The sequence below is a fragment of the Aquibium sp. ELW1220 genome (assembly GCF_030398385.1).
Lineage (GTDB): Bacteria > Pseudomonadota > Alphaproteobacteria > Rhizobiales > Rhizobiaceae > Aquibium.
Genome location: NZ_JAOAOQ010000024.1, coordinates 63,782 through 87,613, shown reverse-complemented (window position 1 = coordinate 87,613; position 23,832 = coordinate 63,782). Strand labels below are relative to the sequence as shown.

Genomic DNA, 23,832 nt, shown 5'->3' with positions numbered 1-23,832 from the left:
GACTGACCCTCAACCTCCTGCGAACCGCCAGACCCGAACTCGCCATCAGCCGAAAACGAAAGCGAGCAGGGTGGTCCGACGCCTTCGCCAGATCAATCATCGGCCAAATGCGATAGCCCTACAATGCGGTCGCTGGACCATTGCACCCCGGAGGCAATCTTCCTAGACCGGCTCGACCAACGCCTGCCGACCGCACAGGGACACCGGAATTGACCCTTCTCCTCGCCTGCCTGCTCTTTCTCTCCGGCTTCGCGTCCGGCGCCATCAACGCCGTCGCCGGCGGCGGCACCTTCATCACCTTCGGCGCGCTGACGCTCGCCGGAGTCCCGCCCATTTCGGCCAACGCCACCTCGTCGATCGCGCAGTTTCCGGGCTACGTCACCTCCACGCTCGCCTACTGGAGCGACATCCGCCACATGTGGCGCGGCGCGCTGGTGCTCTGCGCCGTCTCGGCCGTCGGTGCGCTGGTGGGCGCCGTCATCCTGCTCGCCCTCGACAATCCGTCCTTCAAGGCGATGGTCCCCTGGCTGCTCATCGCGGCGACCGCGCTCTTCTCCGCCGGCCCCTGGCTGAAGCCGAAGCCGCGCGCGCCGGGAGAGGAGGCCAGGGTCGGCTCACTGCCCGGCCGCATCGTCCAGTTCTGCACCGCCATCTATGGCGGCTTCTTCGGCGCCGGCATGGGCGTCATGATGCTGGCCACCCTCGGCCTCACCGAAAGCGGCGACTACCACCGCCTCAACGCGCTGAAGAACATGCTGGCCATCGTCATCGCCGCCGTCGCGATCATCGTCTTCGTCTCAGGCGGCGTGGTGGCCTGGCTGGAAGTCGCCTTCATGGTCCCGGGCGTCGCGCTCGGCGGCTATGCCGGCGTCTGGGCCGCCAAGCGCGTCCCGCAAGCCATCGTGCGCGTGCTCGTCATCGCCATCGGCCTGTTCCTGGCGGGTTATTACTTCTGGGTGGGGTGAGCCGAAACTTGCACCTGGACACGCAGTGATTTTGCCCCCTCTGCATGAAGCCTGGGGGAGCCCTCGAGCCTGGCGCAATCGATCGTGTCATTGGCTTGCCTGAGACAGGTGCATGATGAACCTGTCGATCTGCGCGGCACTGGTGGTAGCGGGCGGCAACTCCCCTGACGGCGCCCGCCGGTCCCCGTCGTTCCGGAAGAATGGCGACCAGCGACGTTAGAACATCGCCGCGAGGTCGCGACGGCCATCCACCACGCGGACGTTCTCCACGGTCTCGACCGGACCCTCGTCGGTATCCGGATTGGTATGGTAGAGGATGACATAGGGAGCCTCGACCAGCATCCGCGCCGACCGGAAAATCTCCGGATGCCGTTCGCCAAGACGGGGATGTTCGCGCAGGAGACCGACCTTGGTGCGGAACCGCTGGTAGTAGCTTTCGGCCGCGCGCAGCTGGTCGGCTCCGATATGCAGATAGATGCTCTTGACGTCGGCGCGGGCCTTCGGTGTCCAGACGAGCCTAGCGGCCATGGCGGCTGGTCGACGCCAGTTCCTGACGGGCCTCGTCCAGAAGCTGGTCGAAGTCGACTTCGGTCGGCTCTCCGCTCGCCTTGCCTTCGGCCCACATCGCCTGCAGCCTGGCGATGTCGCCGCGCCGCTGCAGCCACTTGGCCGACCAGTCCCGCATCGCCTCGCGCACCACTTCGCTGCTGCTGGCATAGGCTCCGCTTCGAACGGCTTCCCGCAGCATCTCGGCATGCTGCGGCGTCATCGACACACTGACTTTCTCGACATTGGCCATCAGGCACCTCTGCATTCTTTCGGTAGGAATTATTACCACCGGCCGACGATTACGGCAAGGATTCCGGCGGCTGGAGGACAGGCCGCCTGTCGAGAGTAGCCAGCGAGGCACATGGCGTTGCTCGCCGAGTATGAAGCCGCCGCAGGATGGCGGGCGCTTCGACGTACTGCCTAAACACCGGTCCGGCGGGTCTTGCTTTCCGCCACAAGCCACGTCCCCGGGGCGGCTGGGCCACCCGTGTTGGATGTAGTGTAATGCAGGCTACTTCCGGATCAGATCCGGCCGCCGCTCGCCCGTCAGCCTCTCCGCCTGCTCGCGCCGCCAGGCGGCGATCCTGGCATGGTTGCCCGACATCAGCACCTCGGGAATGGCGCGGCCCTCCCATTCGGGCGGACGCGTGTAGTGCGGGTGCTCCAGCAGGCCGTTCTCGAAGCTCTCCTCGCCGCCGGACGCTTCGTTGCCCATGACGCCGGGCAGCAGCCGCACCACGGCGTCGAGCAGCACCAGCGCCGCCGGCTCGCCGCCCGACAGGATGTAGTCGCCGATCGACACCTCCTCGAGCCCGCGCCCCTCGATCACCCGCTGGTCGACGCCTTCGAAACGCCCGCAGACGATCACTGCGCCGGGGCCGGAGGCGAGCGCGCGCACCTTGGCCTGCGTCAGCGGTCTGCCGCGCGGGCTCATCAGGAGGCGCGGACGCGGATCGTCGGCGGGCGCGGCATGGTCGATCGCCGCGCCGAGCACGTCGGCCCTGAGCACCATGCCCGCCCCGCCGCCGGCCGGCGTGTCGTCCACCGCCCGGTGCCGGCCGAGCCCGAAATCGCGGATCTGCACCGTGTCCAGCGTCCAGTCGCCGCGCTCCAGCGCCCGGCCCGCGAGCGACAGGCCGAGCGCGCCCGGGAACATCTCGGGATAGAGCGTCAGCACGGTGGCGCGAAACGTCACCGGTCGCCTCCGGAAGGCTTCGGCCCGCGCGGCCGGTCGGTACCGCGCGGTGGCCGGCCGTCCTGCGGTGCGTCGTCGTCCTCGTCCTCCACCAGCCCGGCGGCCACCCGGTCGACCGTCATGATGCGCGCCGCAACGTCGATCGCCGGCACCGCCGCCTTCGTGAACGGCACGAGCACCGAGCGCGCGCCGGTGAGCGCCACCTCGACGATGTCGCCGCCGCCATAGTCGTGCATCGTCTTGACCGTGCCGAGCCGCACGCCCTCGGTGTCGACCACCGCAAGCCCGACCAGGTCCGCATGGTAGAATTCTTCCTCGTCGGCCACCGGCGGCAGTGCGGATCGGTCGACGAAAAGCTCCGTGCCGGCCAGCGCCTCGGCCGCGTTGCGGTCCTTCACGCCCTTGAAGCGGACGACGACCACCTCCTTCTGCGGCCGCAGGCCGAGGACCTCGAACACGCGTCCGTCGGCGGTCACGAGCGGCCCGTAGTCACCGAGCGCCTCCGGATCGCCGGTGAAGGACTTGACCCGCACCTCGCCCTTGATGCCGTGCGCGGCGCCGATCACCGCCATCAGGACCGGATGTTCCAGTTTCGTCGTCACGTCTTTGCGTCCCGCTTCGAGTTCGAGGGGCATGAGACCCCGTCGTCGCCCGCTCTTGCGGCATTGCCGGCGTCTTTGCAATTCCCGCATTCATCTTGCGCTAAGGACCGGTACGTCATGATGCGGCGCAAGCCCGGAGACAACATGCAGGAATTCCTCGTCGCCGCGAAGCCCGACCTGATGGACGCCCGCACCGCCTGGCTGGGCACACTGGCGCGCGAACGGCGTCTGGCGCCGCTCACCGTCGAGGCCTACGAACGCGACACGCGCCAGTTCTTTCAGTTCCTCACCGGCCATTGCGGCGGCGCGCCCGGCCTGAAGGACGTGGCCGACCTGCGACCGGCCGATCTGCGCGCCTTCCTCGCCTGGCGCCGCAAGGACGGCGTCGGCGCGCGCACCGTCAGCCGGGGGCTCGCCGCCATCCGCTCCTTCCTGCGCCACCTGGAGCGCAAGGGCCTCGCCAATGCCGCTGGCGCCGCCGCGCTGCGCTCGCCCAAGCTGCCGAAATCGCTGCCCCGCCCGCTGGCCGCCGCCGATGCGCTGCGCGTCGTCTCGGCCGGCGAGCAGCTTGCCGAAGAGCCCTGGATCGCCGCCCGCAACGCCGCCGTCCTGACGCTGCTCTATGGCTGCGGCCTGCGCATTTCCGAAGCGCTCGGCCTCACCGCCGGCCAGTTCGACCGCGGCGAAGGCGCCATCCGCGTCACCGGCAAGGGTGGCAAGACGCGGCTGGTTCCCGTCCTGCCGGTCGGGCTGCGGGCGGTGGCCGAGTATCGCCGCCTCTGCCCCTGGCACCTCCCGGCGGACGGTCCGCTGTTTCGCGGCGCCCGCGGCGGGCCGCTCGATCCCTCGATCGTCCAGCGCGAGATGCGCAGGCTGCGCTCGGCGCACAACCTGCCCGACAGCGCCACGCCGCATGCGCTGCGCCACTCCTTCGCCACCCACCTTCTGGCGCGCGGCGGCGACCTGCGCACCATCCAGGAGCTGCTCGGCCATGCCAGCCTGTCGACCACGCAGGTTTATACCGGCGTCGACACCAGCCGCCTGCTCGACATCTACGACAGCGCCCATCCCCGCGCCTGAATGCAGATGCCGTCGAATTGCCGTTTCGGCTTAACGGTTTGGCCGTCTTGTTGCGCTATGGCTGGCGTCATGACACGACGCATCTTCGCTCCTCGCAGCTTCTCCGGTCTCGCCCTGCGCCTGCTTGCGGCCGCAAACGTGCTGTTTGCGCTGGGCTTCCTCGCCACGCTGCTGCTCGTCTCCCAGGCCCGCGCCGAGGTGGCCGCCTGCACGGGGCGCGACCTCCTCGCGCAGATCGAAACCGGGCAGCCGGACACCTACGCAAGACTGCAGGCGGAAGCGGCGGCGGTTCCCAACGGCGCCGGCCTGCTGTGGAAGGTGGAGAAGCCCGGCGTCGAGCCCTCCTGGCTGTTCGGCACCATGCACCTGACCGACCCGCGGGTGACCGACCTGACCGAGGCGGCCCGCACCGCCTACGAAAGCGCCGGCACCGTCGTCATCGAGACCACGGACATCCTCGACCAGTCGAAGATGATGGCCGCGATGATCGAGCGGCCCGACCTGATGATGTACACGGATGGCACCACGCTCACCTCCGGCCTGCCGCCGGAAAAGGCGAAGATCATCGAGGACGCCCTGTCGGCGCGCGGCATCCCGCCCGCCAGCGTCGCCAGGATGAAACCTTGGATGCTGGCCGCGACGCTGTCGATCCCGGCCTGCGAGACGGCGCGCAAGGCGGCCGGCCTGCCGATCCTCGACGTCAAGCTCGCTGAGGACGCGAAGGCCGACGGGAAGCCGGTCGAAGGCCTGGAGACCATGATCGGCCAGCTCGACGCGATGGCCTCGCTGCCGCTCGACATGCACATCGACGGTCTGATCGCCACGCTCGACCTCGGCGACCGCATCCGGGACATCTTCGAGACCATGATCGTTCTCTACGAGCGCGAGAACGTCGGCATGATCTGGCCGCTGTTTCGCGCGGTGCTTCCGGAAGGCGATGCGGATGCCTACGCAGCCTTCGAGACCGTGATGATCGACACGCGCAATGCGACCATGCGTGACAGGGCAATTCCCCTGCTCGACGCCGGAAGCGCCTTCATCGCCGTCGGCGCCCTGCATCTTCCAGGCGAGCGAGGGCTGGTGGAGATGCTGCGGAAGGCGGGCTACACCGTCACCCCGGCCGGCTGACCCGCCGCCTGCGTCTGTCACGCGCCTGCCGTCGGTTGTATTGCTTCGTGATGCAACTGGCACCTCCCGGCTCCGTTGTCCCTGCGAAACGGAATCACAGGAGGATGTGCAATGGCTTATCCCGGCAACCGAGATCCCCGCGACCCCCGCGATCCTGACCCCCGCAGCGCCGGACGGCTCGTCGATTCGGTCGTGCCCGGCGCGATCGATCGAGATTACGACGATCCGCTGGCCTATGACGACCCGGCGATCCGCGACAACCCGGCCTACGTCCAGCCGCGCGATTATCCGAAGGCGTCTTCCGCCCCGCGCGGGCTCGCAGGAGCGACGCTCGCGGTGGCCATCGTCCTCCTGGCAGTCATCGCCTTCAGCTTCATGGGCGGCGCCGACAACAACGAGGCCGCGGTCACCACGCCCGGGGTGACGCAGCCGCTCGGGACCGACAACGCTCCCACCGCCTCGATCACGCCCGATGCGCCGGCGACCGCCAGCCCGCTGGCGGCGAACGAGACGCTGCCGCCGATCCAGCCGGCCGATCCGGCTGAGCCGGTCCAGCCCGCGCAGTAGTCGCGGCCCTCGATCCGCAACAAACGAAAGGCCCCGGTGCATGCGCGCCGGGGCCTTTCGCATACGGGCGTCGATCGTCCGTTCAGATGTGGATCGGCTTGAAGAAGGTGGCCAGCGCCGCCTCCTTCACCGTCTCCGACATGGTCGGATGGGCATGGCAGGTGCGCGCGAGGTCTTCGGACGACCCGCCGAACTCCATCAGCACCGCAGCCTCGTGGATCAGATCGCCTGCGCCGTGGCCGATGATGTGCACGCCGAGCACCCGGTCCGTCGTCTTGTCCGCGAGGATCTTCACGAACCCTTCGGTCTTCAGCATCGCGCGGGCGCGTCCATTCGCCGAGAAGGGGAACTTCCCGGCCTTGTACTCCACCCCGGCCTTCTTCAGCTCTTCCTCCGTCTTGCCGATCGAGGCGATCTCGGGGCTGGTGTAGACCACACCCGGAATGACGTCGTGGTTCACGTGTCCGGCCTGGCCGGCGATGATCTCGGCCACCGCGACGCCTTCGTCTTCGGCCTTGTGCGCCAGCATCGGCCCGACGATCACGTCGCCGATGGCATAGACGCCGTCGAGCGTCGTCTTGAAGTGGCCGTCCGTCTTGACCCGGCCGCGCTCGTCGAGCGCAACGCCCGCCTCCTCGCAGCCGAGGCTTTCGGTGAAGGGCTTTCGGCCGGTGGCCACCAGCACGACGTCGGCTGCGATCGTCTCGGCCTCGCCGCCCTTCACGGGCTCGAACGTCACCGTCGCGCCCGCCTCGCTCTTCGCAACGCCGGTCACCTTGGCGCCGAGCTTGAACGCGATCCCCTGCTTGCCGAGAATGCGCTGGAACTGCTTGGCAACCTCGCCGTCCATGCCGCCGAGGATCGTGTCGAGATACTCGACCACCGTCACCTTGGCCCCCAGCCGCGCCCAGACCGATCCGAGTTCGAGCCCGATCACCCCGCCGCCGACGACGACGAGATGGCCGGGCACCGCGTCGAGCTCCAGGGCCCCGGTCGACGAGACGATCACCTTCTCGTCCATCTCCAGGCTGACGCCCGGGATGCCGGCGACGTCGGATCCGGTGGCGATCACGATGTTCTTCGTCTCGATCTCGGAGACGCTGCCGTCTTCCGCCGTCACGGCCACCTTGCCGGCGCCGACGATGCGGCCGGTGCCGCGGATGCCGTCGATCTTGTTCTTCTTGAACAGGAACTCGATGCCCTTGGTGTTCTGGTCCACCGTGTTCTGCTTGTGCGCCATCATCTTCGGCAGGTCGAGCACGGGCTTGCCCGCGGTGAAGCCGAGCTCGTCGAAGCCGTGGCTGGCCTCGGCATAGAGTTCGGTCGCGTGCAGCAGGGCCTTGGAGGGGATGCAGCCGACGTTGACGCAGGTGCCGCCGAAGGTCGGCCGCTTCTCCACCACCGCGGTCTTCAGGCCGAGCTGCGCGGCCTTGATGGCGCAGACGTAGCCGCCCGGCCCGCCTCCGATGACAACCACATCATATGCCATGAGAAAACCCTTTCGTTCGCGCGTTCAGCGTCCGCCGCCGACATCCAGAATTGCGCCCGTCGTATAGGACGCTTCGCGTGACAAAAGCCAGAGTATGGGCCATGCAATCTCGTCAGGGCTGCCCTCCCGCTTCATCGGCACGAAGCCTTTCATGCGCTCGATGCGGTCCGGCTGCCCGCCCGATGCATGGATTTCGGTCGCGATGATCCCGGGTCGAACCGCGTTGACGCGGATGCCCTCCTCCGCGAGTTCGCGCGCCAGCCCGATAGTGAAGGTGTCGACCGCGCCCTTTGACGTGGCGTAGTCGACATATTCCGAGGGACTGCCCAGCGCCGCGGCCACCGACGACAGGTTGACGATCGCCCCGCCGCCGCCGCCATGGCGCGTCGACATCCGCTTCACCGCCTCGCGGGCGCACAGCATCGTGCCGACGACGTTGACACGCATCATGCGCTCCAGCCGGGAAAAGTCCATCTCGTCCAGCCGCGCCCTTGGCGCCACGATGCCGGCGCTGTTGACCAGTCCGTGCAGCTGGCCGAAGCGGGCGTCCACGGCCTCGAACAGGGTCAGCACCTCGTCCTCGGATCCGACGTCGCCACGCACGGCGAAAGCCTCGCCGCCGCCGGCCTCGATCTCCCGCACCAGCGCGTCGGCGGACTGCGAATCCCGCGCATAGTTGATCGCCACCCGCCAGCCGCGCTGCGCCGCATGGCGGGCCACCGCCGCGCCGATGCCGCGCCCGCCCCCGGTGATCAGGAGGTTCTGTTTTCCGTCCGTCATTCCTGGCACCCGCTGATCTCGAAGACGTCCCAGGGCACGATGCTGATCCCGTCCGCCCCGTAGAGCGCGGAATGGCGCACCGAAGGCCCGAAATCCGGCAGCAGCAGCCTCTCGGCCGCCGGCCCCTCCCGCGGCAGCAGGCCGACCTCGCCCGCCGCGTCGATGGCGTAGATCACGCCCTGCCAGATCGTGCAGGCGGCGAGTTCCGCGCCCGTCACGTCGCCTTCGGGGCAGTCGTGCATGACGATCCCCGTCGGCCGCGGCACACCGTCGGTCCACATCACGATGCCGTCGGCGACGATCCCGTTCTGGGAGAAGAGCACGCGGAATTCCCCGGTATAGATGGCCTCGTCGGGCGCCACGGGCCTGAACTCGATGGAGGCAGCCTTGTCGCGGTCCGTATAGACGGCAAGTTCCTGCGGACAGGCGGCAAGCCCCGGCCCTGCGCCACCGATGAGAACCGCGATGGCGGCACCAGCCCGCCGCGCGCGGCCGGAACGCCTCGAAGCGCCCCTGGCGGCGCGGTCGCGGCGATCGGTAAGGGTCTGGTCGGGCATGCAGCTTTCTGTCCGGGGCTCGGGTCCGGCGCATCTTTGCCGCCTCCGGCGGGTCCTGTCCACCCGGACGGCCTTTGGTCCCGCAACGCCCGGGCGGGCGCGGGGCGACCCGGCTGGCCAACGCCGTCTCCGAAGCGAGGTGGATCTACTCCCCGCCCGCCAGGATGCCCCGCGCATCCATCTCGATGCGAACGACGAGGCCGTCCGGCTCGTAGGCGAGACTCGAGCCGCCGCCGAAGCTGCCTGCCATGCGCTGGATCAGATTGGTGCCGAAGCCGTGGCTCGATGGGGCGGTGACCGGCGGGCCGCCCTGTTCGCGCCACTCGAACTCGATCGTCTTCGGCGGCAGCGCGTCGCGTTCCTGCGGGGGCGTGTCCAGGCGGCGCCAGGAGATGTGGATACGGCCCGATTCCCCCGACAACGCGCCGTACTTCAGCGCATTGGTGGCCAGTTCGTGCAGGATCAGGCTGAGCGGCACGATGGCCTCGCCCTTCAGTTCCAGCCTGGGTCCGCGAAAGACCAGCCTCTCCCCTTCCGTCACGCCCAGCGGCGCGGTCGCCGCCTGCATCACCTCGCGGATGTCGGCGCTGCCGCCATGCGGCGAACCGCGCAGCAGGGAGATCGAGTGGCCCATCGCCTGGATGCGCTGTCGTATCTGGGAGCCGAGTTGCTGCGGTGTGGCCGCATGGCGCTGCGACAGGGCCACGAGGCCGCCGATCGTCGCCAGCAGGTTCTTCAGTCGGTGATCGACTTCCGTGGACACCAGCTGCTGCATCTGCAGGTGTCGGGTCAGTTCCTCACGCGCCCGCACCTGCGCGGCATAGGCGGTCAGCAGAAGCTGCAGCAGGCCGAGGTCGATGCCGATGACGAGGAAGTAGAAGCAGAGCGCGGTGATCGACTGCGACGTCAGCGCAAAGCTCTCCGCCGGCAGGATGAACCAGTACCAGGCGGCCAGCGCCGAGATCGCCGTGTTCATCAGCGCCGGGTATATGCCGAAGAAGAAGCCGGTGAGCACCACGGCGGGAAAGAAGGTCAGGTAGGGAAAGCCGGGCGGCAGGTAGGGATCGACCAGAAACCGCGCGACGATGGCGACGAGGACGATCGCCAGCGAACAGGCATAGGCCAGCGCGCGTTCGCGGGTCGTTGCCCTCTCGACGGTCGCGCGGAACGCAGGGAGACGCGACAGCAGCGAGGGAAGCCGGCTGGCCGGAGACGCCGGAACCGCGTCGGCCGCCGAGGGAACGCCCGGCCCGCGCGACGTGTCTCCTGCTGGAGCGACCATGACGACTGACGTGCCTCTCTTCCGGCGCTGGAACCATCCCCTAGCGGCTCGGACCGGGCTTTGCAGCAACTTTTTTAAATCCCGGCCGGCGCCCGAAACGATCGACGCGAGCAGCAGCCCTTCCCGACGACCTCCTGTCGGCGTGCGCTTCCCGGCTCAGCCGGCCGTGCGCGCGACCGATTGCGGCAGCAGGTAGGGCACGCCGCTCGGCGGCAGCTCATTCACCCTGAGATCGCATTCGAACACCCGCGCGATCAGGTCGTCGCGCAGCACGTCGGTCGGCGTGCCGGTGGCGGCGATCCGGCCCCTGTGCATGACGTAGATGCGGTCGGAATACATCGCCGCGAGGTTGAGGTCGTGCAGGATGGCGATCGCGCCACCGCCGCGGCGGGCGAAGTCGCGCGCGATGTTCATGATGACGAGCTGGTGCTTGATGTCGAGACTGGACACCGGCTCGTCGAGGATCAGGTAGCGCGGCGCGCCGTCGAGCACCGGCGCCCAGACCTGGCAGAGCACCCGCGCCAGCTGGACGCGCTGCTGCTCGCCGCCCGACAGCTCCTGGTAGAGTCGTCCGGCGAACCCTTCGAGGTCGACCTTCGCCAGCGCCCGCTCGGGCAGCCGCTCGTCCTCGCCCGGCAGCACCCCGGACCGACCCGCCGTCAGGCCGAGCTTCACCACCTCGCGCACCGTGAACGGGAAGGCCAGCGTCGCCGCCTGCGGCAGCACGGCGCGGATGCTGGCAAGCTGCCAGGGCTTCATGCGCTTCATGTCGCGGCCGCCGATGGCGATCTCCCCCTCGTAGCCGAGGTCGCCCGACAGCGCGCGCAGGAAGGTCGTCTTCCCCGATCCGTTGGGCCCGACGATCGACACGAACTCGCCGGGCGCGGCCTGGAAGTCGGCGCCGGTCACGATCCGCTTGGCGCCGATGTGGACCGACACGTCCGTTGCTTCGATCACGATGGGTCTCCGGGCATCACAGGTCGAGGATCCCGCGGCGGCGCAGCAGGATCCACAGGAAGAAGGGCGCGCCGACGGCCGCCGTCACGATGCCGATTGGCAACTCGGCCGGCGCCACGATGGTGCGGCTGACGGCATCGGCGACCAGCAGCAGGCAGGCGCCGAGCAGCGCCGATGCCGGCAGCAGGTAGCGGTGGTCGGGGCCGATGGCGAGCCGGAGCAGATGCGGCACGACGATGCCGACGAAGCCAATGCCGCCCGACACCGCGACCGAGGCGCCGACGGCCGCCGCCACCATGACGATCGCCACGTTCTTCAGCCGCTGGACGGGAATACCGAGGTGATGGGCCGTCGTCTCGCCGAGGCTGAGCCCGTTCAGCCCGCGCGCCAGGAAGGGCGAGGCGACGAGCGAAAGCGCGATGATCGGACCCGCCGCGGCGATCTTGGTCCAGGTCGCGCCGGCGAGCGAGCCGAGGTTCCAGAAGGTCAGGTCGCGCAGCTGCCGGTCGTCTGCGACGTAGACGAGCAGGCCGGACGCAGCCCCCGCCAGCGCGCCGAGCGCGATGCCGGCAAGCAGCATGGTCGCCACCGAGGTCTGGCCGCGCCGCGTCGCGACGCGATAGAGAATGAGGGTCGTCGCCAGTCCGCCGAGGAAGGCCGCGAACGGCAGCGCATAGATGCCGAAGGCAGCGGACACCGGCGCAAGCACGCCCGCGCCGAGCACGATGATGCCGATCGCGCCCAGTCCCGCTCCGGCGGAGACGCCGACGAGGCCGGGATCGGCGAGCGGGTTGCGGAAAAGGCCCTGCATGACGGCACCCGAAACGGCGAGCGACGCGCCGATCAGCATGCCGAGGATCACCCGCGGCAGGCGGATGTCCCAGACGATGATGCGGTCGCGGGCAGGCACGCTGTCGGCGCCGCCCGTGACCATGTCGAGGACGACGCCGAGGGCGGACGCGTCCGATGCTCCCCAGCCGAGGCTGCCGATCGCGATCACGACCAGCATCGCTGCGCAGAGGAGGATCGCCAGCCGGGCGCGACCGCTGCGGTCGCCCTCGGGGCGGCGCAGGGCCGACGGCGCGTCCATCACCTGGTCTGTCATCGCCGCACCGTCAGTTGCCGGCACGGTCGCCGTAAAGATCGGCCGCGAGGTCGCGCGCGGCCTGGGCCGTGCGCGGTCCGAAGCCGAGCAGATACAGCCCGTCCATGGCGACGACCGCCTTTTTCTGCCCGGCCGGCGTCGCTGCTATCGCCGGATGAGCGATCAGTTCGTCGCGCGAGATGGCAAGGTCGCCTTCGCGCGCCATCACCAGCACGGCATCCGGCTGCGCCTCGATCACGGCTTCGTCGGTCAGCTGGCGATAGCCCGTGAAGCCGCCGACGGCATTCTCGGCGCCCGCGAGCGCCAGGATGCCGGCCGCCGCCGTGCCCTCGCCCGAGGCCAGGATCTTGCCGCCCTGCAGGCTGAGCACGAAGAGCACCCGCTTGCGCTGGGCGATGTCGGCGGTCGCGGCAGCGGTCTCGTCGAGATCGGCGGCCACTTGCGCCTCGAAGCGCCTCGTCTCATCCGCCAGCCCCAGCGCCTCGCCCACGGCGCGGATCTTTGCCAGGATGCCCTCGCTGTCGAACCGCTCGGGCACGAACACCATCGGCACGCTCGCCTTGCGCAGCACCTCCACCGCCTCGGGCGGGCCGCTGCCCTCGAGCAGCAGGATCGCGTCCGGCTGCACCGAGAGCACGCCTTCGGGCGACAGCGCCCGCATGTAGCCGACATCCGGCAGCGCCTCGGCTTCGACGGGGAAGGTACTGGTGGAATCGCGCGCGACCAGCCGGTCCTGCGCACCCAGCGCATAGACGATCTCGGTCAGCGACCCGCCGACCGACACGATGCGCTTCGCTTCGGCCGGAATGGTTTCGACCTGCGAGGCGCGTGCCGTGTCGCCGCGTTCCGGTGCCACCAGCGGCACCAGAGTGAGGCCGAGCGTGAAGCAGACGGCGCCGGCGCGGCGAAGCATGCGCCGCGGGTTCGATACGGTCATGAAAATCTCCTCAGGCTGCGGACGACTGCTGGACGCGCGGCAGGCCCTCGACGATGCCGCGCCATTCGCGCCGCTCGTCCGATCCTTCCTTCCGCTGGCCGAAGAACTGGATGATCATCGAGCCGTCGGCGCCATAGGCCTCGATCGACGAGACGTGCCCGTCGACGTTCGGCTTCCGTACGGCCCACACGTCCGTGATGCGGTCGGTCCGCAGGTGCAGGTGGAAGGTCGGGTCGAGCACGTTGATCCACGGCCCCATCGGCTTGATCTCGGCGATCGGTCCGGAGTGGATCTGGATGCAGCCGCCATTGCCCACGAAGCACATGATCGGCAGCGCCTCGTTGGCGGCAAGCCGCATCATCGCCGGCACCGCCTCGTCGTCGATGCGCCAGGCGAATTCCGGCCCGACCAGTTCCACCGCCTGCCGGCGCGACAGCTTCAGGTCGCGCAGGATGCTGACGAACTGGTGCACGTCGGTCATTCGGCTCCACCGGTCGCGCAGGTCGTCGGCATGCGGCCGGGCCGCGTCGTCGTTGTCGGCGATCTTCACCGGCTTCGCGGCCACCTCGACCGCGTCGGACTGATCTTCCATCAGCATCGACGCCACGAGCGTCTCGTAGGCCTCGACGTTGGAGGCGTCGCGCAGGTGCAGCTTGTGCACCGCCTCGCCTGCGGCGTCGAAAAACTGCAGGCTGCGCTTGATGTCCGCGCCCTCGCCCTTCTCCACGGCGAAACCATGCACCCAGTCGCGCGGGAAGATCCGCAGGTCGATCTGCGATCCCAGCACCATCGACGCATGCTTGCCCAGCACCGGCTTCTCGTAGGCCCCGATCTTCTCGTGCACCGCGCTCTCGTTGCGCGTCAGCGCCATCACCTCGCCGAGCGCCGGCGCGCCCGTGAGGAAGGCGTCGACGTCGGCACGGATGCGCCGCACCCCGGCACCGCAGGACGCGGCGACGAGATCGGCCTCCGAGATGCCGAGTTGCTTGGCCACGTCGCGCTCCCGCGCTTTCGGATTGTCCGTGCGCGCACGGCGGATCTCGGCCGGAGAGGGCTTGGTGGTCGTCGAGGTCATTCAGACACCTACTTGTTGAGGATGAGCTTGCCCTGGCGGGTGATCTTGAGACGGTAGAAGGCGCCGTGGTGCTCGATCCCGATCTCGTGCTCGCCCAGAAACAGCGACTGGCTGGTCAGGGTGCGCACCTGCGGCCGCGCGGCCTCGTAGGTGCGCTGCTGGCGGTCCTGGTCGTGCGGCGCGGCATAGGGCGCCCGCTCACGGCGATCGGTGAAGTCGGCACGATTGAAGTGTCGGGTCATGGCTGACGGGACCTCTGTTCGCACCTGGCTCGCCGTCGGGCTGGCTGGGCGTGTCGGAAAGCACGATTGATTTCTTGACAGCTATTATCAGGTTTAATACGGAACGCAATACCGGAGTGCGTGACTCATATTTCTCGCATTCGACCGGATATGACAAGCGAGCAAGCCAGGGGCCAGCCAGCGTGAATCCGAACAACCAGGAGTATGGGGTATGGGGCTGCTGAGCCGGAACGCAACGAGACTGCTGGGGAGCGCCGCACTGTGCGCCGCCGCCACGGTCGGCATCGCATATGCACAGGACAACACGGATGCGCCGGTCGAGACGACCGCACAGAAGCAGGAACGCGTCACCGCGCTGCAGCGCCTGATTCTCGGCGCGGGCGTCGAGAAGGTGGCGATCGACACGCCGCAGTCCGTCACCGTGGTCGAGCAGGAAGACATCGACCAGTTGCAGCCGCAGACCATCGGCGACGTGATGCGCTCGATCCCCGGCGTCAACGTGACTGGCTCAGACCGCCTGCTCGGCCAGAGCTTCAACATCCGCGGCATCGGTGCCCCGGAGAACGCCGGTGACGGCGGACGCATCATCATCAATGTCGACGGCGTGCAGAAATTCTACGAGCAGTACCGCCTCGGTTCGTTCTTCTCCGATCCCGAACTCTACAAGCGCGTCGAGGTCCTGCGCGGCCCGGCCTCGTCCACCCTCTACGGGTCGGGCGCGCTCGGCGGCGTGATCAATTTCGAGACCAAGGACGCGTCCGACTTCATCGCCGAGGGAGAGACGACAGCCGTGCGGCTGAAGTCGAGCTGGAGCAGCAATGGCAATTCCTGGCTGTCCTCTTCCACCTTTGCGCAGCGCTTCGCCAACGGCGCCGACCTGCTGATCACCGGCAACTACCGCCAGGCCGACACCTATGAGGACGGAGCCGGAAACGAGGTCGTCGGCTCGAACTTCGAGGCCTGGTCCGGCCTGATCAAGAGCACCTTCGACGTCGGCGACGAAGGCAGGATGAGCGCCTCCTACCAGCGCTGGAACTCGAACCTCGACGACCAGCAGCTGTCGCAGACCAGCACCGCCTCGTTCTTCGGCCTGGTCGACCGCCATGTCATCGACCAGACGGCGATCCTCTCCTACGAGAACCCTTTCTCCGACAACGACATGCTGGACTTGAAGGTCTCGGCCTCCTACTCCAGCACCAGCAACGAGCAGCGCAACGCCGACCTGCGCTCCTCCTGCTCGGCCGGATCCTTCGCGATCGTCTGCGATTCCGACTACGCCTACGACACCTGGCAGTTCAACGCCCAGAACACCATGGAGTGGAGCGGCGCGAACTGGGAGAACTACCTGACCTTCGGCTCGCAGACCACCTACCAGTCGCGCGTCGCCGAAGCCTGGCTCAACAACGGCGACCTGCTGCCAGTCAGGTTCCACCCCGAGGGCACCGATCTCAAGACCGGCGTCTTCGTCCAGAACGAGTTCATCTGGAACGAGAAGCTGACGCTCATCCCCGGCATCCGGCTCGACTGGCACCGGCTGTCGCCGGGCGACGGCGTGGTGGATTACAACGGCAACGTTCCGGGCGATTCCGACGACACCGCCATCTCGCCGAAGATCGCGGCGCACTACAAGTTCAACGACACCATCGCCATCTTCGGCTCGATCGCCCACACCGAGCGTTTCCCGACCATCGACGAGGTGTTCTCGACCACCAGTTCATCGGCGACGTTCCTGCCGAGCCTGAGCCTCGAGAAGGAAAAGTCGAACAACTTCGAGGCCGGTTTCGCTCTGTCGGGGTATGATCTGGTCCAGGCGGGCGATGCCGCTCAGATCAAGGTCACCGGCTTCTACAACGACGTGACCGACCTGATCAAACTCGACTCGCCCTTCGTCTCCGGCAACAACAACCGCGAAGGCTACGTCAATATCGACCAGGCGGAAATCTACGGCTTCGAGATCGAGTCCGCCTACGACAGCGACTACGTCTTCGCCAACGCCGCCTATTCCTACGTCGTAGGGAAGGACAAGAGCGACGATTCATATCTCGACACCATCGCGCCGCACGAACTGGCCCTCACGCTCGGCGGCAAGCTGCCGCAGCACGGCCTGAAGATCGGCTGGCGAGCGCGCATCGTCGCCGGACCGCAGGATTCGGTCCGCAACTCCGATGGACCTTTGCCGGCGCCCAACACCACCTCGACCCGCTACTCGACGGCCTTCGACATCCACGACGTCTTCCTCGCCTGGAAGCCGGAGGACGGCCAGCTCAAGGGTTGGGAGCTGAATGCCGGCGTCGATAACCTCTTCGACCAGGACTACAAGGAGTTCCTGAACAACGACCGCGCCATCGGCCGGACGTTCAAGCTCTCCCTCGCCAAGCAGATCGGATGGTAAGATGACCACGGCAGCGGTATCCCGACGCATTCTGGCCGCGTTCCTGGCGGTGTCGCTGCCGGCGGGCGGGGCGGCACTGGCCCAGGAGCCGGCGTCCGCCCCCTCGCTCCGGCTCGAGTTCAACGGGCTGGAGCCGTCCACGGCAGGCTGCCGCCTGACCTTCGTGGTCGAGAACGGCCTCGGCGCGGCGCTCGACCGCGCCGCCTTCGAGATCGTCCTGTTCAACCAGGCCGGTCTCGTCGACCGCCTCACCGTTCTGGACTTCAAGGACCTGCCTTCCGGCAAGACCAAGGTGCGCCAGTTCGACCTGCCGAACGCCGACTGCGCCGGCATCGGCCGCGTGCTGGTCAACGATGCGGTGGCCTGCGAGGGCGAGGGCGTCGAGCCCTCGGACTGCATCCGCAACCTGAAGGCCGAGACGAAGTCGGACATCTCCTTCGGCAGCTGACCGCATCGACCGCGCCGACCTGGCGCGGTCGCAATCCCCTGAACGGACGAGCGACGGAAACCACGCCATGACCGATGACATGATCCAGCAGATGCGCGACCTCCTGGCGCTGGGCGGCCCCGTCGTCGTCATCCTCCTCGTGCTGTCGGTGATCGCGCTCGCGCTGATCCTCCTCAAGCTCGTGCAGTTCTGGCGCGAGCGCGTCGGCTTCCACGGCCGGTCCGAGCGCGCCATGTATCTCTGGGTGCACGGCAATGCGGTCGAGGCGCGGCGCGTGGCGGAAGAGGACCGGTCCGTGGTCGGCGCCGCCCTCGCCACCGCCATGCGGCTGTCGATGGGCCGCAATCTTCCCCGGCAGATCGTCGAGGAAGAGGTCGGGCGCGTGGCGCTCGGGCGCCTGCACGACCTCCAGCGCGGCTTCCGCGCGCTCGACGCCATCGCCCAGATCGCGCCGCTGCTCGGCCTTTTCGGCACCGTGCTCGGCATGATCGAGGCCTTCCGCCAGCTTCAGGGCGCCGGTAGCGCCGTCGATCCGTCGATCCTCGCCGGCGGCATCTGGGTCGCGCTGCTCACCACGGCGGCCGGTCTCGCCGTCGCCATGCCGGTCTCGCTCGTGCTCACCTGGTTCGAGACCCGCGTCGAGAACGAGCGCGTGGCGATCGAGACCACCGCCACCAGCTTCTTTTCCCAGACGGCGATGGGCGACCTTCGCGCCGCCTCCGGCAACGCCCAGCCGTCCGCGCCGATGATGGCGGCACCGGCCCATGCGCATTGACGCCGCAACCGGGCGCAGGCGCAGGCCCATCTCGGTCACGTCGCTCATCGACGTGATCTTCCTGCTCCTGCTCTTCTTCATGCTCACCTCGACCTTCGCCAAGTTCGCCGAAGTCGAGATCACCGGCGGCCGCGCCGGCCAGGGTGCGTCGGGCGGCGTACCCGACGTGATCATCCGCCTCGTCGACGAGGAATGGTCGGTCAACGGCCTGCGCCTGCCGCGCGACGCGGCGCTTGCCGAGCTGACCCGGCTGCAGGATGCGGGTGCGGCGTCGGCCGTCATTCTCGTGCGCGAAGGGCTGACCTCGCAGGCGCTCGTCGGCGCGGTCGAGGCGATCCGCGGCGCCACGCGCCTCAATCTCCAGGTCGCGAGGTGAACCGATGCACTTGGCCCGCCCCCCGAAGCGCAACCCGCAGGAAAGCACGATCACGCTGATCAACGTGGTCTTCCTGATGCTGATCTTCTTCCTGATCGCCGGCACCCTGACACCGCCGCTCGACAAGGACGTGACGCTGATCTCGACGCTGCAATCCGAGCAGGCCGAGCCGCCGGACGCGCTCTTCGTCACCGCCGACGGCATCATGCGCTCGCGCGGCGACGAGGTGACCGCGCCCGGCTACGTCGCCGCCGTCCGCCAGAAGGAACTGCTGCTTCCGGAAGACCCGGTGACGGTGAAGATCGCGGCCGACCGCGACCTGCCGGCCGAGCGGCTGATCGCCATCGTCGGCGAACTGCGCGACGCCGGCGCCACCCGGATCACCGTCGTCACCGAACGGACGATGCCATGAGACGCAGCCTGAAATGGGCGACCGCCATTCTTGTGTCCGGCGTGCTGCATGCCGGCGCGGCCGCCTGGCTGCTCCGCGAGAAGCCGGACGAGATCCAGATCGCAGGCTCGGCCTCGATGGAGATCGCGCTCCTCGGCTCCATGGAGGACGCCATCTCGGCGGGCGAGGACATCGAGCCGGACGTCGCCCCGCCGGTTCAGGACGTCGCAGAGCCGCTCGAGCCGCAGCCGTCCGAACGACCGGTTGCGCCGACGCAGACGGCGATGGCCGAACCCGTGCAGCCGCCGCCCGCCGCCGAAGCGGTGGAAGCGCCCGCCGTCGAGACCGTCGAGCCGCCGTCGCCGGCAGAGGCCGTCACGGCCGAACCCGTGCAGGCCGCGCCTTCGCCCATCGTCGAGGCGATCGAGCCGGACGAGACCCTGCCTGCCCAGGTGAACCTGCCGGCCCAGGCGGTCGAACCGGCCGAGACCGCGGAACCCGTCGACGTCGCCGCAGCGGCAGCGGCAGCGATTGTCCCGGAGAACGAGGTCGAGGAGGTTGAGCCCGTGGCCGAAGCGGTGCCGGTCGAACCCGAGACGACACCGGCGGAAACCCCGCGCGCCACGGAGGCCCGCCCGGTCGAACCGGTGGATGAACCGGTGCAGGCCGAACCCGAGACCCTTCAGGCCGTCGAACCGGACGTCGCCGAGCCGCAGGTCGAGCCGAAGCCGGCACCCGAGATCGAGACCGCGCTGGCGGTCGTTCCGCCGGTGGCGGAGGCGCTCGAGCCGGAGGAACCCGTCGAGACGGTCGATGCCGTGGACGAGATTCCGTTGCCGGAGGACGTTCCGCTGCCGACCGCCCGTCCCGAGCCACCGGTGGTGCCCGAACCGCCGGTCGTCCGCGAGGCCGTCGTCCGGCCCGTGGTCGAGGAACCGCGCGCGCAGCGGAAGCCCGCGCGCCAGCGCCCCACTGGCTCCGGCGGCAAGCAGGACCGCGATTCGCGCCGCGGCCAGGCCGACGGCAGCGAGCGCGGCAATGCAGCCGCCGGCGGCACCGGACAGGGCGGCGGCCAGGCCGGCAATGCCGCCGTTTCCAACTATCCCGGCCAGGTCACCTCGAAGCTGCGCCGCGCCGTGCGGTCGGTTTCGCGCGGCGCCCGTCGCGGCGCCCAACGCGACGTGCACGTCTCCTTCGTCGTCACCGCCGATGGCGGGCTGGGCTCGGTCCGCATCAGCCAGAGTTCCGGCTCGCCGGACCTCGACCAGGCCGCGCTCGCCTCGGTGCGCCGCGCCGCGCCGTTTCCGCCGATCCCGACCGGCGCCGGCCGGAACAGCTGGTCCTTCTCCGTACCGCTCGGCCTGGCGCGCTGATCCGCATCCGCCGTCCCGGCCGATCCTGGTGCGCAGGTTTGATCTGGATCAAGGCCGGCCTGTGCGCCTCCAATTAGTTACAGTCGCAACCAATTGGAGGACATGCCATGAAACTCGCCGGAATTCATCACGTCGCCTACCGCTGCCGCGACGCCAGGCAGACGGTCGACTGGTACACGAAGATGCTCGGCATGGGCTTCGTGCTGGCCATCGCCGAGGATCACGTCCCCTCCACCCACGAGCCAGACCCCTACATGCACGTCTTCCTCGATGCCGGAAACGGCAACGTGCTCGCCTTCTTCGAGCTGCCGACGAAGCCGGAGATGGGCCGCGACGAGAACACCCCGAAATGGGTCCAGCACATCGCCTTCAAGGTCAAGGATCGCGACGAACTCGTCGCCTACAAGGAGCACCTGGAGAAGAACGGCGTCGACGTGCTCGGCGTCACCGACCACTCGATCTTCCACTCGATCTACTTCTTCGACCCGAGCGGCCACCGCATCGAACTCGCCTGCCCGGACCCGCAGGAAGAGGCCCTGATCAAGCGGCTCGACGCCGTCAAGTGGGACATGCTGGAAGAGTGGAGCCGCACGAAAAAGGCGCCGCGCCACGCCGACTGGCTGCACGCCAAGGAACTCGCGAGCGTCTGACCGCTCCTGCGGTTGCGCCGCGGTCGCCGCGCCTCTAGCCTTCCGGGAACGGAGGCGCACATGGCGACCGATTTCATCCTCGACGGCCCGGACGGCGCAGCGGCGACCGTGCTTCTCGCGCACGGCGCGGGCGCGCCGATGGATGCGCCGGCCATGAGCGCCATCGCGAAGGCCCTGGCCGGAGCCGGCCTGCGGGTCGCGCGCTTCGAGTTCGCCTACATGGCCGCACGGCGCAGCGGCGCGCGCAAGCCGCCGCCCCGCGCCGAGACCCTGCTGCCCGAATACCGCGCGGCGATCGAGGCGCTGGCGACTGCCGGGCCGCTGGTGATCGGCGGCAAATCGATGGGCGGACGCGTCGCATCCATGCTCGCCGACGAGGTCTTCGCCGCAGGGCGCATCGCCGGCCTGCTCTGCCTCGGCTACCCTTTCCATCCGCCCGGCCAGCCCGACAGGCTGCGCACCGCCCATCTGGAAGGGATGGCGACGCCGGCCCTGATCTGCCAGGGCACGCGCGATCCCTTCGGCACGCGCGAGGAGGTCGCAGCCTACCGCCTGTCATCGTCGATCGAGATGCTCTGGCTGGAGGACGGGGACCACGACCTGAAGCCGCGCAAGTCGGTCTCCGGCTTCACCGCCGCCGATCATCTGGACACGATGGCCCGGACGGCCGCCCAATGGATCGGCCGGATCACGGCCTGATGCGGATCGGGATCCTCTCCGATACCCACGGGCTCCTGCGGCCCGAAGTCCTTGCCGCCCTGGCGGGCGTCGAGCACATCCTGCACGCGGGCGACATCGGACGCCCGGACATCGTGCCGACCCTCGGCACGATCGCCCCGGTCACCGCTATCCGCGGCAATATCGACACCCAGGGCTGGGCGCAGGTCTACCCGGAAACCGTCCGCCTGACCCTCGCCGGCCGCCGCATCCTGATGCTGCACGACCGCAAGGCGCTGGCCGGCGACCCCGCCGCCGACGGCGTCGACCTCGTCGTGTCGGGCCATTCGCACCGCCCCGGCGCCGAGAAGCTGGCAGGCGTCCTCCATCTCAACCCCGGAAGCTGCGGCCCGCGCCGCTTCCAGCTGCCGGTGACGCTGGCGCTCCTCGACCTCGCCGCGACGCCGCTGTCGCCGAGCTTCGTGACGCTGGTCGACTAAAACATGTCTCCCGAAAGTGGGCACCGGTTTCGGGTGAAAAATGCGCGAAAACAACGACCTGAAGCGTGCGGAGCGAATCTGAAAGATCGCGACACGCTTTAGGCTTCGCCCACCGGCGCCTCGAAGCCGTAGCGCACCGCGTGCCGCCGGATTTCGCCCGGCCCGAGCAACCGCATCGACGGCTTGTCGGCAAGCTCGCCCGAGAAGCCGACCGGATCGCCATGGCCGGTCCAGCTCTCGATCGAGACGAAGGGTGCGGGCGGCCGAGACCAGATCGCGCAATGCGCGAAATCCTCCCAATCGACGCGCAGTCGCGATCCGTCCGGCGCGCCGTAGCGCAGGCTCCGGCTGCCGACACTAAGGAAGCACAGCGCCTCCTGCGCCAGCACGGCATCCGTCAGCGCCAGCCGCCCCCCGTCGAGCGGGACCGGCCGGCGCTCCTCCGAAAACATCCCGCCCGGCGCGATCACCGGCACGGAAGGCTCCTCGGCGGCTTCGAACGTGATCGAATGACCCTCACGCTCATCTCCCGAGAGCGGCCATCGGAAGCCGGGGTGGATGCCGAGCGCATAGGGCATGGCGCGGCCGTCCCGGTTCTCGACGGCGAAGTCCACCGCAAGCGACGGTCCCTCCAGCCGGTAGTGCAGCGTGAGGCCGAACCGGAAGGGGTAGTGGACGGCCGTCGCCGCACTCTCGCAGAGCCTAAGCACCGCCTGACGCCGGTCATGGTCGACGATCTCGAAGTCGAGCCCAGCCGCAAAGCCGTGCACCGGCATCGGATAGGCCTGTCCGTCGATCCGCACCGTCCCGCCCCGCGCCCAGCCCACCACCGGAAACAGGATCGGGCTCACCGACGGCCACACCGCGGAGTCGGGCGCCCATGTCAGCGGCCATCCGCCGACCGACCAGTGCACCAGTTCCGCGCCGCGCCGGGCGATCACCGCCCGGCTGTCGCCATCTGCAAGTTCGATCCGCATCGCTCCGTCCATCCCTGCGCCGTCGTCGCCGCCATCAATCCGCCGGACCGTCGTCGGCCGCAAGATAGTGCTCTGCCCATTCGCTTTCCGGGATCGCCTCGCCCAGCACGAACTCGAACGCCACCACCGCCTCCATGTCGGCGGCGACCTCGCACCGGTAGCGCATGTTGTACCAGGCCTGATGGTCGCGCAGCGCCGCGCCGTCGGCCACCAGGGTGAAGCCGGTCAGCGCGATGTCGCCCATCGCGTAGGCGACGACGAAATCGGGCTCGAACGCCGGCTTCCAGGCATGGACCTGCTCCATGGCCTCCAGGTTGCACAGCTGGATGATCCGTTCGTCCGGATAGAGCCGGCGCCATTCGTGCAGCGCCTCCCGGCTGCGCGGATCGGCGAGCGCGCGGGCCGCGAGCATGGTTCTCGCACGCACCATCGCGCCATCCTGTGCCGCTCGGCCCTGCGAAGCCTGCGGCGGCTCGGACGCCGCCTCGGGCGCCGCGACAGGCTCGCCTTCAGCTTGCGCCTTGCTTGCCGCCGGCGGCGCCGGCGGCGCCTCGACCAGGATCTCGACGCTCACCGTCTGCTCCGCGGAAGGCGGAAGTCGCCGTTCGGGTCCGAGAAGCATCGCGAATGACAGCACGATGAGATGAAGCGCGAGCGAAACCAGGAGGACGCGCCAGGGCGGCATCCCTTCATCGGGATCTCCGGCCAGCCTCACCCTCTCCACGTCGATCGGCATCCCGGCCATGCAACCTCCGGGCATTCCCGTCGCCCCCCGGCGACGCG

The 23,832-nt window shown here is 68.9% G+C and carries 28 protein-coding genes and 1 pseudogene; 14 read left to right on the top strand and 15 right to left on the bottom strand.

The window, feature by feature from the left end; genetic code table 11:
* A pseudogene (locus N1F91_RS20060) lies at positions 1 to 116 on the top strand (ISAs1 family transposase); the annotation flags it as partial.
* A gap of 93 nt (positions 117 to 209) precedes the next feature.
* Positions 210 to 965, top strand: coding sequence for a sulfite exporter TauE/SafE family protein (locus tag N1F91_RS20055; RefSeq protein WP_289994913.1), 756 nt, complete (start codon positions 210 to 212; stop codon positions 963 to 965).
* A gap of 216 nt (positions 966 to 1,181) precedes the next feature.
* Here N1F91_RS20055 and N1F91_RS20050 read toward each other — a convergent pair whose 3' ends face one another.
* The 4 genes from N1F91_RS20050 to rimM all read right to left on the bottom strand — a co-directional run bounded on the left by N1F91_RS20050 (position 1,182) and on the right by rimM (position 3,344).
* The gene (locus N1F91_RS20050; RefSeq protein ID WP_289994911.1) at positions 1,182 to 1,493 is read right to left on the bottom strand and encodes a type II toxin-antitoxin system RelE/ParE family toxin; all 312 of its coding nucleotides are present in this window, start codon (positions 1,491 to 1,493) and stop codon (positions 1,182 to 1,184) included.
* Positions 1,483 to 1,764 carry a type II toxin-antitoxin system ParD family antitoxin gene (locus N1F91_RS20045; protein ID WP_289994910.1) on the bottom strand — a complete coding sequence of 94 codons (282 nt, stop codon included), beginning with the start codon at positions 1,762 to 1,764 and terminating at the stop codon, positions 1,483 to 1,485. The genes N1F91_RS20050 and N1F91_RS20045 overlap by 11 nt, the downstream gene beginning before the upstream one ends.
* Positions 1,765 to 2,025: 261 nt before the next feature.
* The gene (gene trmD / locus N1F91_RS20040; RefSeq protein ID WP_289994908.1) at positions 2,026 to 2,709 is read right to left on the bottom strand and encodes a tRNA (guanosine(37)-N1)-methyltransferase TrmD; all 684 of its coding nucleotides are present in this window, start codon (positions 2,707 to 2,709) and stop codon (positions 2,026 to 2,028) included.
* Positions 2,706 to 3,344, bottom strand: coding sequence for a ribosome maturation factor RimM (gene rimM / locus N1F91_RS20035; protein ID WP_289994906.1), 639 nt, complete (start codon positions 3,342 to 3,344; stop codon positions 2,706 to 2,708). Before rimM ends, trmD begins: the two co-directional genes overlap by 4 nt.
* 111 nt (positions 3,345 to 3,455) lie before the next feature.
* Between rimM and N1F91_RS20030 the strand changes: the two genes are divergently transcribed.
* The 3 genes from N1F91_RS20030 to N1F91_RS20020 all read left to right on the top strand — a co-directional run bounded on the left by N1F91_RS20030 (position 3,456) and on the right by N1F91_RS20020 (position 6,086).
* Entirely contained in the window at positions 3,456 to 4,391 is a 936-nt protein-coding gene (locus N1F91_RS20030) for a tyrosine recombinase XerC (RefSeq protein ID WP_289994916.1), read from the top strand.
* A 69-nt stretch (positions 4,392 to 4,460) separates the two neighbouring features.
* Positions 4,461 to 5,519 (top strand): TraB/GumN family protein, encoded by a 1,059-nt coding sequence (locus tag N1F91_RS20025; protein ID WP_289994905.1) that lies wholly within the window; start codon positions 4,461 to 4,463, stop codon positions 5,517 to 5,519.
* 111 nt (positions 5,520 to 5,630) lie between these two features.
* Positions 5,631 to 6,086, top strand: coding sequence for a hypothetical protein (locus N1F91_RS20020; RefSeq protein ID WP_289994903.1), 456 nt, complete (start codon positions 5,631 to 5,633; stop codon positions 6,084 to 6,086).
* Between the two features lie 82 nt (positions 6,087 to 6,168).
* On the opposite strand, the gene lpdA is transcribed toward N1F91_RS20020, so the two are convergent.
* The 9 genes from lpdA to hemP form a co-directional block, all read right to left on the bottom strand.
* Positions 6,169 to 7,575 carry a dihydrolipoyl dehydrogenase gene (gene lpdA / locus N1F91_RS20015; protein WP_289994900.1) on the bottom strand — a complete coding sequence of 469 codons (1,407 nt, stop codon included), beginning with the start codon at positions 7,573 to 7,575 and terminating at the stop codon, positions 6,169 to 6,171.
* A gap of 24 nt (positions 7,576 to 7,599) precedes the next feature.
* Positions 7,600 to 8,355, bottom strand: coding sequence for an SDR family oxidoreductase (locus N1F91_RS20010; RefSeq protein WP_289994898.1), 756 nt, complete (start codon positions 8,353 to 8,355; stop codon positions 7,600 to 7,602).
* A complete protein-coding gene (locus tag N1F91_RS20005; protein WP_289994896.1) occupies positions 8,352 to 8,912 on the bottom strand; it encodes a hypothetical protein in 561 nt (186 codons plus the stop codon). Before N1F91_RS20005 ends, N1F91_RS20010 begins: the two co-directional genes overlap by 4 nt.
* A gap of 145 nt (positions 8,913 to 9,057) precedes the next feature.
* On the bottom strand, positions 9,058 to 10,194 hold the full coding sequence (locus tag N1F91_RS20000; protein ID WP_289994894.1) for an HWE histidine kinase domain-containing protein: 1,137 nt from the start codon (positions 10,192 to 10,194) through the stop codon (positions 9,058 to 9,060).
* A 156-nt stretch (positions 10,195 to 10,350) separates the two neighbouring features.
* Entirely contained in the window at positions 10,351 to 11,151 is an 801-nt protein-coding gene (locus N1F91_RS19995; RefSeq protein ID WP_289994892.1) for a heme ABC transporter ATP-binding protein, read from the bottom strand.
* A 16-nt stretch (positions 11,152 to 11,167) separates the two neighbouring features.
* Positions 11,168 to 12,256 carry an iron ABC transporter permease gene (locus N1F91_RS19990; RefSeq protein WP_289994891.1) on the bottom strand — a complete coding sequence of 363 codons (1,089 nt, stop codon included), beginning with the start codon at positions 12,254 to 12,256 and terminating at the stop codon, positions 11,168 to 11,170.
* A 10-nt stretch (positions 12,257 to 12,266) separates the two neighbouring features.
* On the bottom strand, positions 12,267 to 13,193 hold the full coding sequence (locus tag N1F91_RS19985) for an ABC transporter substrate-binding protein (RefSeq protein ID WP_289994890.1): 927 nt from the start codon (positions 13,191 to 13,193) through the stop codon (positions 12,267 to 12,269).
* A 10-nt stretch (positions 13,194 to 13,203) separates the two neighbouring features.
* Positions 13,204 to 14,268, bottom strand: a complete 1,065-nt coding sequence (locus N1F91_RS19980; protein WP_289994889.1) for a ChuX/HutX family heme-like substrate-binding protein — start codon at positions 14,266 to 14,268, stop codon at positions 13,204 to 13,206.
* A gap of 8 nt (positions 14,269 to 14,276) precedes the next feature.
* Complete coding sequence (gene hemP / locus N1F91_RS19975; RefSeq protein WP_187968797.1) at positions 14,277 to 14,510, bottom strand: hemin uptake protein HemP; 234 nt, start codon at positions 14,508 to 14,510, stop codon at positions 14,277 to 14,279.
* 211 nt (positions 14,511 to 14,721) lie between these two features.
* On the opposite strand from hemP, the gene N1F91_RS19970 reads away from it, so the two are divergent.
* The 9 genes from N1F91_RS19970 to N1F91_RS19930 all read left to right on the top strand — a co-directional run bounded on the left by N1F91_RS19970 (position 14,722) and on the right by N1F91_RS19930 (position 22,072).
* Positions 14,722 to 16,902 carry a TonB-dependent hemoglobin/transferrin/lactoferrin family receptor gene (locus N1F91_RS19970; RefSeq protein WP_289994886.1) on the top strand — a complete coding sequence of 727 codons (2,181 nt, stop codon included), beginning with the start codon at positions 14,722 to 14,724 and terminating at the stop codon, positions 16,900 to 16,902.
* 1 nt (position 16,903) lies between these two features.
* On the top strand, positions 16,904 to 17,350 hold the full coding sequence (locus tag N1F91_RS19965; RefSeq protein ID WP_289994885.1) for a hypothetical protein: 447 nt from the start codon (positions 16,904 to 16,906) through the stop codon (positions 17,348 to 17,350).
* Between the two features lie 67 nt (positions 17,351 to 17,417).
* Complete coding sequence (locus N1F91_RS19960; protein ID WP_289994883.1) at positions 17,418 to 18,125, top strand: MotA/TolQ/ExbB proton channel family protein; 708 nt, start codon at positions 17,418 to 17,420, stop codon at positions 18,123 to 18,125.
* Positions 18,115 to 18,501 carry a biopolymer transporter ExbD gene (locus N1F91_RS19955; protein WP_289994882.1) on the top strand — a complete coding sequence of 129 codons (387 nt, stop codon included), beginning with the start codon at positions 18,115 to 18,117 and terminating at the stop codon, positions 18,499 to 18,501. Before N1F91_RS19960 ends, N1F91_RS19955 begins: the two co-directional genes overlap by 11 nt.
* Before the next feature lie 4 nt (positions 18,502 to 18,505).
* Entirely contained in the window at positions 18,506 to 18,913 is a 408-nt protein-coding gene (locus N1F91_RS19950) for a biopolymer transporter ExbD (protein ID WP_289994881.1), read from the top strand.
* Positions 18,910 to 20,265 (top strand): TonB family protein, encoded by a 1,356-nt coding sequence (locus N1F91_RS19945; RefSeq protein ID WP_289994879.1) that lies wholly within the window; start codon positions 18,910 to 18,912, stop codon positions 20,263 to 20,265. The genes N1F91_RS19950 and N1F91_RS19945 overlap by 4 nt, the downstream gene beginning before the upstream one ends.
* 107 nt (positions 20,266 to 20,372) lie before the next feature.
* Positions 20,373 to 20,915, top strand: coding sequence for a VOC family protein (locus N1F91_RS19940; RefSeq protein ID WP_289994877.1), 543 nt, complete (start codon positions 20,373 to 20,375; stop codon positions 20,913 to 20,915).
* 60 nt (positions 20,916 to 20,975) lie between these two features.
* Positions 20,976 to 21,614, top strand: coding sequence for an alpha/beta family hydrolase (locus N1F91_RS19935; protein WP_289994876.1), 639 nt, complete (start codon positions 20,976 to 20,978; stop codon positions 21,612 to 21,614).
* Positions 21,614 to 22,072: a metallophosphoesterase family protein gene (locus N1F91_RS19930; protein ID WP_289994874.1), complete on the top strand. Its 459-nt coding sequence runs from the start codon at positions 21,614 to 21,616 to the stop codon at positions 22,070 to 22,072. Before N1F91_RS19935 ends, N1F91_RS19930 begins: the two co-directional genes overlap by 1 nt.
* Before the next feature lie 98 nt (positions 22,073 to 22,170).
* On the opposite strand, the gene N1F91_RS19925 is transcribed toward N1F91_RS19930, so the two are convergent.
* Positions 22,171 to 23,049 (bottom strand): aldose 1-epimerase family protein, encoded by an 879-nt coding sequence (locus N1F91_RS19925; RefSeq protein WP_289994873.1) that lies wholly within the window; start codon positions 23,047 to 23,049, stop codon positions 22,171 to 22,173.
* 34 nt (positions 23,050 to 23,083) lie between these two features.
* On the bottom strand, positions 23,084 to 23,794 hold the full coding sequence (locus N1F91_RS19920; RefSeq protein ID WP_289994872.1) for a DUF930 domain-containing protein: 711 nt from the start codon (positions 23,792 to 23,794) through the stop codon (positions 23,084 to 23,086).
* Between the last annotated feature and the right edge of the window lie 38 nt (positions 23,795 to 23,832).

Bases quoted from the DNA above. Each gene is read 5' to 3' on its own strand.
- N1F91_RS19990 (WP_289994891.1), bottom strand. From the start codon at position 12,256: ATGACAGACCAGGTGATGGACGCGCCGTCGGCCCTGCGCCGCCCCGAG.
- N1F91_RS19935 (WP_289994876.1), top strand. From the start codon at position 20,976: ATGGCGACCGATTTCATCCTCGACGGCCCGGACGGCGCAGCGGCGACC.
- N1F91_RS20005 (WP_289994896.1), bottom strand. From the start codon at position 8,912: ATGCCCGACCAGACCCTTACCGATCGCCGCGACCGCGCCGCCAGGGGC.
- N1F91_RS19945 (WP_289994879.1), top strand. From the start codon at position 18,910: ATGAGACGCAGCCTGAAATGGGCGACCGCCATTCTTGTGTCCGGCGTG.
- rimM (WP_289994906.1), bottom strand. From the start codon at position 3,344: ATGCCCCTCGAACTCGAAGCGGGACGCAAAGACGTGACGACGAAACTG.
- N1F91_RS19960 (WP_289994883.1), top strand. From the start codon at position 17,418: ATGACCGATGACATGATCCAGCAGATGCGCGACCTCCTGGCGCTGGGC.
- N1F91_RS19930 (WP_289994874.1), top strand. From the start codon at position 21,614: ATGCGGATCGGGATCCTCTCCGATACCCACGGGCTCCTGCGGCCCGAA.
- N1F91_RS19950 (WP_289994881.1), top strand. From the start codon at position 18,506: ATGCACTTGGCCCGCCCCCCGAAGCGCAACCCGCAGGAAAGCACGATC.
- N1F91_RS19980 (WP_289994889.1), bottom strand. From the start codon at position 14,268: ATGACCTCGACGACCACCAAGCCCTCTCCGGCCGAGATCCGCCGTGCG.
- N1F91_RS20020 (WP_289994903.1), top strand. From the start codon at position 5,631: ATGGCTTATCCCGGCAACCGAGATCCCCGCGACCCCCGCGATCCTGAC.
- N1F91_RS19955 (WP_289994882.1), top strand. From the start codon at position 18,115: ATGCGCATTGACGCCGCAACCGGGCGCAGGCGCAGGCCCATCTCGGTC.
- hemP (WP_187968797.1), bottom strand. From the start codon at position 14,510: ATGACCCGACACTTCAATCGTGCCGACTTCACCGATCGCCGTGAGCGG.
- N1F91_RS20000 (WP_289994894.1), bottom strand. From the start codon at position 10,194: ATGGTCGCTCCAGCAGGAGACACGTCGCGCGGGCCGGGCGTTCCCTCG.
- N1F91_RS20045 (WP_289994910.1), bottom strand. From the start codon at position 1,764: ATGGCCAATGTCGAGAAAGTCAGTGTGTCGATGACGCCGCAGCATGCC.
- N1F91_RS20010 (WP_289994898.1), bottom strand. From the start codon at position 8,355: ATGACGGACGGAAAACAGAACCTCCTGATCACCGGGGGCGGGCGCGGC.
- N1F91_RS19965 (WP_289994885.1), top strand. From the start codon at position 16,904: ATGACCACGGCAGCGGTATCCCGACGCATTCTGGCCGCGTTCCTGGCG.
- N1F91_RS20030 (WP_289994916.1), top strand. From the start codon at position 3,456: ATGCAGGAATTCCTCGTCGCCGCGAAGCCCGACCTGATGGACGCCCGC.
- N1F91_RS19920 (WP_289994872.1), bottom strand. From the start codon at position 23,794: ATGGCCGGGATGCCGATCGACGTGGAGAGGGTGAGGCTGGCCGGAGAT.
- lpdA (WP_289994900.1), bottom strand. From the start codon at position 7,575: ATGGCATATGATGTGGTTGTCATCGGAGGCGGGCCGGGCGGCTACGTC.
- N1F91_RS20050 (WP_289994911.1), bottom strand. From the start codon at position 1,493: ATGGCCGCTAGGCTCGTCTGGACACCGAAGGCCCGCGCCGACGTCAAG.
- N1F91_RS19985 (WP_289994890.1), bottom strand. From the start codon at position 13,193: ATGACCGTATCGAACCCGCGGCGCATGCTTCGCCGCGCCGGCGCCGTC.
- N1F91_RS20025 (WP_289994905.1), top strand. From the start codon at position 4,461: ATGACACGACGCATCTTCGCTCCTCGCAGCTTCTCCGGTCTCGCCCTG.
- N1F91_RS19925 (WP_289994873.1), bottom strand. From the start codon at position 23,049: ATGCGGATCGAACTTGCAGATGGCGACAGCCGGGCGGTGATCGCCCGG.
- N1F91_RS19970 (WP_289994886.1), top strand. From the start codon at position 14,722: ATGGGGCTGCTGAGCCGGAACGCAACGAGACTGCTGGGGAGCGCCGCA.
- N1F91_RS19940 (WP_289994877.1), top strand. From the start codon at position 20,373: ATGAAACTCGCCGGAATTCATCACGTCGCCTACCGCTGCCGCGACGCC.